This is a genomic window from Hymenobacter lapidiphilus (genome assembly GCF_013377885.1).
In the GTDB taxonomy this organism is placed as follows: Bacteria; Bacteroidota; Bacteroidia; order Cytophagales; family Hymenobacteraceae; genus Hymenobacter; species Hymenobacter lapidiphilus.
In genome coordinates, this window is record NZ_JABKAU010000042.1 from 20801 (window position 1) to 32707 (window position 11907).

Genomic DNA, 11907 nt, shown 5'->3' on the forward strand with positions numbered 1-11907 from the left:
CTACGCACTGATAACCAACTGCCACCGAAAAGCCCAGCGCCAGCGCAGGGTGTAGTTCCGGATGCCAGCGGCGGCCAGCAGGGCTTCCAGCTCGGGGCGGGTAAAAGCGCGGGCCACCGACAGCGGCGCATCATGCTGCACGAGGCGCGAGCCGCCCAGCATCCGCGTGAGCCAGCGGATGCTGTGGTAGGCCAGCGGGTGGCGGTGCAAGTCGTTGATGATGACGGCCAATCCGGCCTGCCGGTGCCACTGGATCAGCATCTGCACCAGCTGCTCATCGGAGAAATGGTGGCAGAACAGGCTGGCCGTGAGAATATCGAACGACTGCCGGGTGAAGTCGGGGGCGAAAATGTCGGTCTGCTGAAAACTGATTTCGGGGTAGGCCCGGGCTTTGGCAGCCGCGTAATCGAGCATGAAGGCGTTGGCGTCGATGCCAACCAACTCGACGGATACCCGCCGGCGACGGGCCCAGCGGGCAATCTGGCGGAGCGTGTCGCCGCCGCCACTGCCCAAATCGGCGATGCGCAGGGGCCGGCCCGCCGGAAAATCGGGCCGCAGACGTGCCAGGGCATCAAGCACCGGGGCGTAGCCGCCGAGCCAGGTGTTCACGGTTTCCAGCTCGTCGAGGTTCTGCCGCAACTCATCAGAGGCCAGCGTCAGGTCGTCCATCAGCTCCTCCTGCTCCGAACGGGCGCGTAAGTCGGGCATATTGTTAGCTGGTAACTTTCAGCTTATAGCTGTTGGCTTTTGTGTTGTGAATCGCCGGAATGAGAACAGTAGTTGGCCGGGCGTAAGGCAAGCGCTTAAGTGGCCAAAACTACGGCCCGGGGCTGCTGTACTTCACTCTCCTTGTCCATTTCCGCACGTTGCGCCTCATTTCCCATGTTCTCTGAGGCCACCGTCAGCAGCATGGCTTCCAGGGTGAGGCCGGGGCCGAAGGCGAAGCTGAGCACGGGCGCTCCGTTGTCTGCGGCCGTCAGCTCGCGCATCAGCCGGGCCAGCACAAACAGTACCGTCGCCGACGACATATTGCCGTACTCGCGCAGCACGGCGTAGGCGTAGCGGTTGTCGTGGGCACTCAAACCCAGCGCCTGCTCGATGGATTCGAGAATTTTGCGGCCGCCGGGATGGATGGCAAACGCCCGGATATCGGCTAGCTCAACCGGCAAATCGGCCAACAGGCGCTGCGTCAGCTGCCCGATGCCGTCCTGAATCATGCGCGGCACATACGACGAAAGCGTCATCTCGAAGCCAAAATCGTTGATGTGCCAGGCCATATCGGCGTGGCCGTTGGGCTCCAGGTCGCAGTGGAAAGCCGTGAGGGCCAGGCTGGGCTGGTGGGCGGCCGGCGTACTCTGCACGAGCACAGCCGCTGCGCCGTCGCCGAACAAGGCGTTTGATACCAAGTGGTCGTCTTCGGGGCTTTTCTGGAAGTGCAGCGTGCACAGCTCTACGCAAACCACCAGCACCCGCGCCCGGGGTGTGGCCCGGCAGAACGCGTCGGCTAGTTTCAGTCCGTTTACCGCCGCGTAGCAGCCCATAAAGTTCACGCAAGTGCGCTGCACATGGCCCGGCAGCCCCAGCGCCCCCACCAGCTCAATGTCGAGGCCCGGCGCGTACATGCCGGTGCAGCTCACTGTAATCAGGTGCGTAACCGTGCTTAGCTCGACTTCCGGCAGTTGCTTCAGGCAGGCGCGCACGGCCTCTACGGCCAGCGGCAGCGCAAAGCGGCGGTACTCGGCCATGCGCCGGCCCACCGCCGGAAAGGGCTCCAGGCCCGGCGTATTCGGAAAAAACTCAAACTCTCCGTTCACCCGCGCATAATCGGGCAGCACCGAGTAGCGGTGGCCAATACCCGAAACCCGGTACAGGGCGCGGAGCTTACGGGTGTCGCGCTCGTCAAACTCCAGGGCGGCGGCCATGAAGTCGGCAATCTGCGTTTGCGGAATACGGTGGGGCGGATTGGCGGTGCCAATGGCACACAAATAACTACTCATCGGGGCAGTTTACGTAAAAATCGTGCCGCTTGGGTTACAGCTTTATGATGATTAAAGCGGACAGCCGGAGCAGGGTGGGCGTGGAATGGCAAATGTCTAAAATTCGGCGCCGTGGGTGCGGCGCATAAGGGCGCGTACGGCCCCGGGCCAGCGGCGCAGGCCGCGCACCGCCATTTCGCTGAGCAGAGGCTGGCCAAACAGGCGCTGCACGGCGCGGCCCACCTGTAGTCGCTGGCCAAAATGGGCTTGCCAATCGGTGGTGTAAGCGGCTTCCAGCTGCGGGCGGCTCAGGTGGCCCCGCAGAAAATTGCTAGTATGCGCGGCGGCCAGGCTGGCCCCATGAATGGCCATGGCCATGCCGTTGCCGCAGAGTGGGGTAATCAGACCGGCGGCGTCGCCGGCCAGCAAAACGTGGCGCTCCAGACAGGTTTTGGGGGCGAATGATATTTCGTTGATAACCTCGGGTTGCGGATACAGCACTTCGGCCGTTTCCAGAATATGGCGCAGATGCGGGTTGCGGGCCAGCACGTTGGCCTCCAGCTGCGCAATGGTGCCGTGGGCCTTCAGGTTGCGGCGGGTGGTGAGGTAGCAGAAGCAGAACTTGTCGTCCTCGATGGCTGAAATACCCGCGTAGCCGTCGGCGAAGTTGTGCAGCGCAATCAGGTCGCGCGGCATATCGGGGTAGCGCAAATGGTACTTCACGCCCATGTAAGGCGAGCGTTGCGTGAAGAAGGGCCGTTCCAGCTGCCGGTCGAGGGCACTACGCTTGCCATAGGTGCCGATAACCACCCGGGCTGGCAGGCTGCGGCCGTCGGAGAGCAGCACGGCGTGGGTATCTGTGGCCGGGTCGAACTCCACATCGGCCACGGTAGCGTGCAACACCGTAACGCCCGCGGCCAGCACCTGGTGGTACAAAAACTCGTCGAGCACGTAGCGGCTGATGCCGAAGCCGCCCAGATCGAGGGGGGCATCGAGCAGCTGGCCGGCCGGCGAGCTAACCTGAAACCGGCTGATGCCAGCCGGGGCCAGCGTGGCCGGGTCGGCCCCGAGCCGGCGCAGGTAGGGCAACACCTCGTTGGAAACGTATTCGCCACACACCCGATGAAAGGGATACTGCCGCCGCTCGACCAGCGTAACCGCATGGCCGCGCTGCCCCAGATCGAGGGCCGCACACAGCCCACCCAGTCCTCCGCCAATAATGATAACGTCCAACTTATTTCGGCGGCTAAAGGCGTGAGAGAAAACGGCTAGCAAATCTATTCATCGACGATGGGTACTATTTTATGGCTTTACCAGAATGAGCGAGTATTTTTGTTAACCTAAATTTCTCCCTGGTCGTTTAGTACTAGTCAGCCCGAAACTCTTTCGGGTTCACCTCATTAAGGCACTATATGCTTACACTCCTACGTATTCTTTTGCTGGCTTTGTTGACTACTGTAGCCGTACCGGGCCTTTGGGCTCAGGCGCAGCCGCCCGGCAAAGCGCCCGTTGCTGCCGAAGAAAAGGCCCTGACGGTATACCCTAATCCCAGCACCGGCATCGTGCATATCAATATCAACGGCTTCGAGGGCCGTAAGCTGGAGCTGCGCGTACTCAACGTCATCGGTACGGTTATGTACCGCGAGTCGCTCACGGAGCTGCGCGACCGGTACAGCCGCACCCTCGACCTGAGCAAATTCGCCAACGGCCTCTACTACGTGAAGCTGGAGGCCGATAACGCCAGCGAGATGCGCAAGCTCGTAATTCGCTAGCATACCACCTGCTTCTCTCAGAATAGAAGGATAAAAAAAGGTCTCTGCCGTAGCAGAGACCTTTTTTTGGCTATACCAGTGGTCGGGCTAGTTGCCGTTGCGCACGGGTACGGTTTGCGGCTGGATCATGGCTTTGAGGTTGTCGATAGTATCAAAAGCCAGCAGGGCGGTAGCAAGGGCAATGCCCAGAAAAATCAGGAAGGCAGTCATAGAAAGGGGAGGAAATGAAGAAATAATTCGGCTTGTTGCCCCGGTCGGTCCCGAAGGGTCTTCCAGTGGCGTTGCCGCACTCATCTCTAACCCTAAACACGCCACCTAAGTTGCAGTATAATTATGTGCTTGTCTTTACAAGCTACCCCAACGATGCAGTGCCGGTGCTGCCGGCGGCTGGGCTTAAGCCGGAAACTCCTCCTGTAGCAGCCGTACTACCTCGTCGACCGTGACGCGCACCTGCCCGACGAGTTGGCCCAACTCAGCCCAGTCGGGCGAAGTAGGGCCGGTGGCTACAGCTTGTAAAGACAGTAATACAGGGCGCAGGCTGGCCAGCTGCAGCCCATCGGTGGAGCTTTTGAGGAAGTGGGCCGCTGCCGCCAGCTCGGTGGGCTGTTGCTGCCGTAAGTGCTGCTCCAGCCGCGTTACGGCCGGAGGCGTGGTTTCGATGAACAGGGTAACCAGCCGCCGCACAAAGCCCTCGTCGTTGCCCGAAATGCGGCGTATCGATGCCAGGCTGTACAGCGGAGGGTGGCTGGTAGTCGGCGTCGCCTGGTGGCTAGATGCCGGTTCCGGTTCGGCTGGCTGGGCAGGACGACGGGCATCGGCAACTGGGGAAAGGCCCAGTAACTCGATCAGAAGGGCAAAAAGGGCCTGCTCTCGGAAAGGCTTGGCCAGGTAGCCATCGAGACCGGCGGCACGGTAGTGTTCGGCGTCGCCGGGCATAGCGTGGGCCGTGAGGGCAACTACGGGCGTGGCTGCGCGGGCCGGGTCGGGGTGCTGGCGCAGCAGCTGTGTTGTGGCCACACCATCGAGCCCCGGCATCTGGATGTCCATGAGCACCACTGCGTAGCGGTGCTGCCGGAACAGTGCCAGCGCCGCTTGCCCCGTCGAGGCCGTGTCGGCTTCCACACCCCAGCCGCGCAGCATGGTTTGCATCAGCAGCTGGTTCACGGCATTGTCTTCGGCCAGCAATATGCGGTAGCCGCGCAGCCGCTGGTAATTGGGGGTCGGCTCCGGCGGCGTGGGTAGGGCCGCCGGGGCCGGGGCCAGGGCTACTGTAAAGCGAAACGTGCTGCCTCTGCCCGGCTCGCTGCTGGCCGTCAGCTGGCCGTTCTGCAGCTCTACCAGGCCCCGCGAAATACTCAGCCCCAGCCCCGAGCCGCCAAACTCGCGGGCCGTGCTGGCAGATGCCTGGGTGAAGGGCTCGAATAGCTCGCGTAGCTGCTCGGGGGCAATGCCGATACCCGTATCGAGCACCGAAAACCGATACTGTGGCGTGGCAGAAGTGAGGTCAAAGCACTCATAGGTAAGCAGTACCTGCCCCTTAAGCGTAAATTTCACGGCGTTGCCGAGCAGATTGAGCAATACCTGCCGGAGCCGGTGAGGGTCGCCGAGTACGCGGGCCGGGCCGGCTCCGGCGGGCGGCAGCTGCAGGCGCAGACTGATGCCTTTGGCCGTAGCCGCGGGCAGCAGCGCCTGGCAGCTGGCCCGGAGCACCTGCTCCAAGTCGAAGGGTACGTGTTCGAGCCGCATCCGGCCCGCGCCCAGCTGGGCCATATCCAGCACATCGTTGATGAGCACCAGCAGGTTATCGGCCGATTCCTGCGCGTGGGTAAGGAGCAGCCGTTGCTCGTCGGTAAGCGGAGTTTTGGCCAGCAGCCCGGTAAGCCCCACAATGCCGTTGAGCGGGGTCCGGATTTCGTGGCTCATGTTGGTGAGAAAGTTCTGGCGGGCCTGCGCATTCTGCTCGGCGGCTTCCTTGGCTTTCTCCAGCGCCTGCTGGGTGTGCTTGAGCTCGGTGATGTCGTTATCTACTCCCAGCACCTGCACGGTGCCGTCGGTGAGTATGAACGGACGCTTGACCGTCCGAAACCAGCGGATATTACCCTGCCCATCCGTCAGGGGAGCTTCCTCGTCTATTTCCTGCTCCGAGCTCATCACCTGCCTGTCCTGGCGGCGGTACTGGGCCATGCTCGGAAAGCGGGCCTCCAGCTCGGGCAGTGTGGCCCGGAGCAGCTCCTCGTGCGAGAGATGGTAAAAGCGGGCGGTGGCTTCATTGGCCAGCACGTAATTGCCCTTTCTGTCTTTTAGGTAGATGAGGTTGGGTACCGTGTCAATCACCTGCCGGAACAGGCGGTTCTGCTCGGCCAGGCGGCGGTTAGCCGAGCGGCGCTGCTCATCGGCTATCTTCCAGCGGGTTATGTCTTCGGCATTACTCAGCACCTGCGTAACGCAGCCCTGCGCATCGCGGGCATAGGCCGTGCTGGTCAGCCGCAGCCAGCGCGTAATGCCGGTGGGGTGCTGCATGGTGTAGTCGAAGGAGAGCAGCTTACCATCGGGCAGGGCCTCTGCCTCGCGGTAATGGTGGCGCAGCTCTTCGGCCTCGTTGGTGGGCATCAGCACCTCAAGCACGCGCGGACCCATGGCCCGCAATTCGGCTGCCGGGTAGCCCAGTTGGGTTTCGGCAACGCGGTTGCAGTAGTGCAGGCTGTTAGATGGGAGGTCGAAGACGAATAGGAAACTCGGCAGCGCGTCGTAGAGGTGGGTAGCGGCTTCGGCCCGCTCGGTAGCGGCCGTCAGCTCCTGGCGCAGCCTTTCCAGCTGCTGGCGGGTCTGCCGGAGCTGCCGGGCCTGCTGCCGATACCGGATAGAGTCCATGGTAGATGAAGCTGATGAAAACCAGTTGCTGACCAGCAGCGGCCAAAGCCGGGCGGGCAATTCGGCCACTGCCGGAGCAGTAAGGTAGGCAACTGTCGGTGCGCGGCTTGCTTACGGTAGCTGTACTTCTCCGTTCTGCAGCATGCGGTAGATGGTGGACTTGCCGATTTGCAGCTGTGCGGCTACCTGCAGGATATTGCCGTCGTATCGGTTGAGGCAGTGCTGGACAATGGCCGTCGTCTGGGCCCGCAACGACTCGTCGGCCGGCAGCACTCCGCCCGCAGTATCGGCGGCGGGGTGGGGGCTGCGCAGGGGCAAGTCGGTGGCGGCAATGGTGCCGTTTTCGGCCAGCACGGCCGCCAGCTCTACCAGGGCTTTCAGCTCGCGCACGTTGCCCGGAAACGAGTAGCGCAGCAGTTTTTGCCGGGCTTCCTCCGAAAGCGTGCAGGCCGCCAGGCTGTTCTGCTGGCAGAACTCCTGCAGAAACCCTTCGGCCAGCAGCAGCACATCGTCGCCCCGCTCGCGCAGCGGGGGCAGCTCGATGGGCAGGCCCAGCAGACGGTAGTAGAGGTCTTCCCGAAACCGGCCTTCCCGCACCTCGCGGGCCAGGTCGCAGTGCGTGGCCACCATCAGGCGGGCGTCGAAGGCAATAGCGCCGTTGCCGCCCACCCGGCATACCTCGCGCTCCTGCAACACCCGCAGCAGCTTGGCCTGCAGGCTCAGATCCAGCTCGGCTACCTCATCCAGAAACATTGTGCCCCGGTGCGCTTCCTCGAAACGGCCCACGCGGCGGGCCACCGCCCCGGTAAAGGCGCCCTTCTCGTGGCCGAACAGCTCGCTTTCCAGCAGCTCGCGCGGAATGGCGGCCACGTTCACGGCTACAAAAGATGCCTCGCGCCGGTCCGAACCGTAGTGAATAGCCTTGGCAACCAGTTCTTTCCCGGTGCCGGTTTCGCCCACAATAGACACGGTGATATTGGTGCGAGCGGCCTTGTCGATGAGGGTGAACAGCTGGCGCATGGCCGGGCTGTGGCCCCGGATGGCCCGCCGCGCATCGTATTTCTGACCGATTTGCTTGCGTAGCTGGGTGTTTTCACGGCGCAGGGCCAGCTGCTGCACAATATTGCTCACCGTAAACCAGAGTCGGTCGGCGGTTTCCTCGTCTTTCACCAGGTATTCGTAGGCGCCCTGCTGTAGCAGCCCGACGGCCGTACGAATATCCTCCTGGGCCGAAATAACGATTACGGCTACGTCTGGCAGGCGCTCCTTAAGCCGGCGCAGCACCTCATCGCCCCGGCCATCGGGCAAGGCATAATCGAGCGTAATAATATCGGGCGGCTCGCTTAGGCTATCGAGGCACGACTGGGCAGTAGCAAAACGACGGACAACGTAATCGGGGTTCTGCGTGAGCTTGTAGGCCAATAATTCGGCATACCAGTCGTTGTCCTCAACAATAAAAATCGAAATAGAAGTGGAGCTCATAGACAGGGGAAAAGGCAAGAACGCGCCTAGGCTGCAAGTCTTTGAGAGCTAGCAGGACTGTGGGAGCATTCTAATCCTGGGAAGGTTGTTTTCGGGGAAGGAGAAGAGCGGAGCAATTATAAGTGCGAGTATAAGCGGGAATAGCCGGCTTACCAAAAAGTCCCGGTTAGGGATGGTTTTTCTCGTATTGGAACAATAGGTAAAACTTACAATGCCCTTAATATATTGATAGTCAAAGGACAAGGTGGTAGAAACAGAGATGGCCGGGTAGTTGGCATTAAGTAGCAGGCCTGCATACGCATGGCTGTCAACTTATTACTTGCTGCTTATGTCTGCTCTCTACTCATTCGGCACCTGGCGCGGCATTCGCCTGCTGGTGCTGTTGGCCGCGCTCCTGCTCGCGGCTGTTCAAACTGTTTCGGCAGCCAGTGCGCCCATCTACTCGGCTGGTGGAGCCAGCGGTACCAATGTTATCCGGACCTGCTCCACCATCGGCGTTGGTCTTGCCAGCGTCACGACCTGTTTTGGCGATGTTAAAAATCCTGAACTGGCCGCTGATGGAAATTTCAGTTCGGCGGCTACTATCGATGTGCCTTCTATCTCGCTGTTGGGCAATGCCGTCAAGCTACGTATGAATATGGCCCAGCAGGCCCCTAAAAACTATCGTGCTGGCGTGGTTGTGCGGCGTAAGGGCAATTTGCTGGACATAATCAGACTCAACGTAGGTTTAGCTCCCCGGATAGTGTTGCGGACATTGCTAAACTCAAGCAATCAGGAGTCTTTTACGGTAGCAGCTACCTTGGTACAGACAGTTTTAGGGGAAGAAAGCGGGGCCGTTCGACTTGAATTTGTTGCTACAAAGCCTTTCGACCAGATTGAGCTGGAGGCCGGTTCTTTGCTTTCTCTAGGCTATGAGCTTGATGTTCTTTACGCCTACGCCATCGATGCCAATGTGATTGATACAACGGAAGGTTTAGTTACGCGCTTCGATAACCCGACCACCGCCAACTACAGCACGGAGGTAAAGGACGACAACGGCCTTACCGTATGCGTGAACAGTGGGGTAAGCAACCCCGAAAACACCGTTGATAACGACCTGACCAACTTTGCTACCTTCAACGCTCTAGTCGGCGTGAGCTGCCCGAACACCCTGCAAGCCCAGCTTGAGGGCCCGGCCCCGGCTGGCTACGTAGCGGGCTTTGTGCTGGGCTCGGGAACCCTGCTCAATGTAAGCGTGCTCGATAAGCTGCGTATTACTACGTACCAAGGAGGCGTGAAGCAGGAGCAGGCCAGCGGCCGCGACCTGCTGCAGCTGGAGGTGCTACCCAATGGCCAGTCGGTGGTGCGCTTTACCACTACCAAGCCTTTCGACCGGGTAGAGCTGCAGCGCACCAGCGTGGTGGATCTGCTCAATAATCTGCGGATCTATTACGGCTTCGGCGTAACGCCCAGCACGTTCCGCGACCAGGAGCCCCGGCTTTCGTCGTTTGCCAACCCAGCCAACAACTTCCAGGTGGGTGGCACCGCAGGTCTCATCAGTAATCCGCAGCTGGCGGCTGATAACAACCTGACAGGCAACTTTGCTACCGTAGGCAGCCTGCTGGAAGTGCTGACTGCTCCCCGCTTGAAGCTGCGCCTCGACGCACCCGGTAAAGCAGGCAACCTGGCTGGCGTACGGCTGGGCCTGGGCACTGGCTTGGTCGATGCCAACGTACTCTCCAACATTCGCATCAGAACGTACAGCGGCGCAAATGGTGGTACGTTGGTCGAAACGGCCACGGGCAGCAGCCTGCTTGATCTGGAGCTGCTGGCGGGCGGACAGTTTGAGGTGACCTTCCTGACCACCCAGGATTTTGATTGGGTGGAAGTAGAGCTGGCCACCGGTGTGGCGGTGCTGAATGATGCCCGCATCTACTTTGCCTTCGCCGAAGACCGGCCCACCGGCTTCCCCACCACTATTGTTCGGCCTACCGGCCCGCTGCCCGTGCAGTTGACGGCCTTTGGGGCGCGCGCCAACGGTCTGGCCGTTGATGTTAGCTGGGAAACGGCTGCTGAACTGAACAGTTCGTACTTCGAAGTAGAGCGCTCGGCACAGGCTGGTCGTGGTTTTGTGGCCGTGGGGCGGCAGCAGGCTGCGGGCAACAGCGCCGGCAACCGGACCTACAATCTCACCGATGCCGCTGCGGCCCAGCTCCCGGCTGGTTTGCTCTACTACCGACTCCGCCAGGTCGATCTTGATGGTACCGAAACGTACTCGGCAGTGGTGGCCGTAACGCGCCGGGCCCCGGCCGCAGCGTTGGTACTGTATCCTAATCCGGCTCCGGCCGGCAGTCAGCTGCGCATCGGAGGCCTATCGGGGTTGCCCGAAGGAGGGTACGAGCTGTTGCTCTACTCTATGCAGGGGGCATTGGTAAGCCGGCAGCCGCTGCGCAACGCCATGGAAGCAACGGTTCCCAATCTGGGAGCCGGCGTGTACCAGGCCATTGTGAACGATGCCGCCGGCCATCTGGTAGGCCGGCAGCGGCTGGTGCTCACGCAGGGCCGCTAAGCTGGCGGCTGGCTCTGGTTGACAGGCTGGCGCGCAAAGGTTATTTAGGTGTACTATTCGTTTGATTGATGGCTATGAAAGCCGGAAAGCCCCGTTGGTTGCAGGCCAGCGGGGCTTTTCGCGTGGGTATACGTAGCAGGGCAGTTGGCTAGAGATTAATGATAATATAGCGGTAACATCTCCACCAGAATGATGTGCCAACTTTGTGTTCCTCAGTTCTCTCCCACTTCTTCACAACCATCTCATGTCGCGTACCCTCTCTCGCATGCTGGGCCTGGCCCTGCTCACCGGCCTGGCAGTTTCCTGCTCCAAAGAAGCCGTGGAACCCGCCAGCCCTGCCATTAGCTCGCAAGTGGCCGATGCCGTTACTGCTACCCGCGACAACAATATGGCTCTGGGCAACCCCAGCGGTGCGCAGGCCAATACCAGCTTCTACTGGAACTACCTCGTCAACAAGTCCCAGTTCAGCATGTCGTACCACCGCGACCGGGGTACGCCCAACTGGGTAAGCTGGCACCTGAGCAGCGCCTGGCTCGGCAGCACCCCGCGCCAGGATAATTTCGCTTCCGATAACTCGTTGCCCAGCGGCTGGTACCGCGTTACCAGCAGCAGCTACACGGGTTCGGGTTTCGACCGCGGCCACAATGCCCCCTCAGCCGACCGCACCGGCTCGGTAGCCGATAACTCGGCCACTTTCCTGATGACCAACATGATGCCGCAGGCCCCCAACAACAACCAGCGGGCCTGGGCCAATCTGGAGAACTACTGCCGCACGCTCGTAAACGCGGGCAACGAACTCTACATCATCACCGGCAGCTACGGCAAGGGCGGTACCGGCTCGGCCGGCTACAAAACCACCCTCGACCAGGGCCGCGTAACCGTGCCGGCTCGTTGCTGGAAAGTAGTGGTGGTACTGCCCGTAGGCACCAACGATGCTGCCCGCGTAACGACCAGCACCCGGGTTATTGCCATCGACACCCCCAACGATAACAGCATCAGCACTACCTGGGGCACTTACCGCACCAGCGTAAACGCCATCGAGCAAGCCACCGGCTACGATCTGCTCTCGGCCGTAGCAGCCAGCGTGCAGACGACCATTGAGGCCAAGGTAGACAACGGCCCCACCAGCTGAGTTGGCGGGCCAGTAACTGGCCCTGCACAAATGCTTTGGTGCTGCTTCCGGTAAGCGGAGCCGGGCCGTCATCAAAAAGAGGAGGCCGCACTGATGCGGCCTCCTCTTTTTGATGACGGCCCTACC

At 61.1% G+C, this 11907-nt stretch carries 9 protein-coding genes; 3 read left to right on the forward strand and 6 right to left on the reverse strand.

From position 1 onward, the window contains the following. The 3 genes from HW554_RS17210 to HW554_RS17220 all read right to left on the reverse strand — a co-directional run bounded on the left by HW554_RS17210 (window position 1) and on the right by HW554_RS17220 (window position 3209). Entirely contained in the window at window positions 1–708 is a 708-nt protein-coding gene (locus tag HW554_RS17210) for a methyltransferase domain-containing protein (RefSeq protein ID WP_176909814.1), read from the reverse strand. Window positions 709–803: 95 nt separating this feature from the next. Next, window positions 804–1997, reverse strand: a complete 1194-nt coding sequence (locus HW554_RS17215) for a type III polyketide synthase (protein WP_246285426.1) — start codon at window positions 1995–1997, stop codon at window positions 804–806. A gap of 96 nt (window positions 1998–2093) precedes the next feature. Continuing rightward, a complete protein-coding gene (locus HW554_RS17220; protein WP_176909815.1) occupies window positions 2094–3209 on the reverse strand; it encodes an NAD(P)/FAD-dependent oxidoreductase in 1116 nt (371 codons plus the stop codon). 179 nt (window positions 3210–3388) lie between these two features. On the opposite strand from HW554_RS17220, the gene HW554_RS17225 reads away from it, so the two are divergent. Further along, window positions 3389–3748 (forward strand): T9SS type A sorting domain-containing protein, encoded by a 360-nt coding sequence (locus HW554_RS17225; protein ID WP_176909816.1) that lies wholly within the window; start codon window positions 3389–3391, stop codon window positions 3746–3748. Between the two features lie 87 nt (window positions 3749–3835). Here the strand turns inward: HW554_RS17225 and HW554_RS20880 are convergent, their stop codons facing one another. From HW554_RS20880 to HW554_RS17235, 3 genes are all read right to left on the reverse strand, one after another. Next, window positions 3836–3958 carry a hypothetical protein gene (locus HW554_RS20880; RefSeq protein WP_262889915.1) on the reverse strand — a complete coding sequence of 41 codons (123 nt, stop codon included), beginning with the start codon at window positions 3956–3958 and terminating at the stop codon, window positions 3836–3838. A gap of 183 nt (window positions 3959–4141) precedes the next feature. Continuing rightward, window positions 4142–6619 carry a PAS domain-containing hybrid sensor histidine kinase/response regulator gene (locus HW554_RS17230; RefSeq protein WP_176909817.1) on the reverse strand — a complete coding sequence of 826 codons (2478 nt, stop codon included), beginning with the start codon at window positions 6617–6619 and terminating at the stop codon, window positions 4142–4144. 111 nt (window positions 6620–6730) lie between these two features. Then, window positions 6731–8101 carry a sigma-54-dependent transcriptional regulator gene (locus HW554_RS17235; RefSeq protein WP_176909818.1) on the reverse strand — a complete coding sequence of 457 codons (1371 nt, stop codon included), beginning with the start codon at window positions 8099–8101 and terminating at the stop codon, window positions 6731–6733. A 328-nt stretch (window positions 8102–8429) separates the two neighbouring features. Between HW554_RS17235 and HW554_RS17240 the strand changes: the two genes are divergently transcribed. Both HW554_RS17240 and HW554_RS17245 read left to right on the forward strand, forming a co-directional pair. Continuing rightward, window positions 8430–10649, forward strand: a complete 2220-nt coding sequence (locus HW554_RS17240) for a T9SS type A sorting domain-containing protein (protein ID WP_176909819.1) — start codon at window positions 8430–8432, stop codon at window positions 10647–10649. 244 nt (window positions 10650–10893) lie between these two features. Further along, window positions 10894–11781: a DNA/RNA non-specific endonuclease gene (locus tag HW554_RS17245; RefSeq protein ID WP_176909820.1), complete on the forward strand. Its 888-nt coding sequence runs from the start codon at window positions 10894–10896 to the stop codon at window positions 11779–11781. Window positions 11782–11907: the final 126 nt, after the last annotated feature.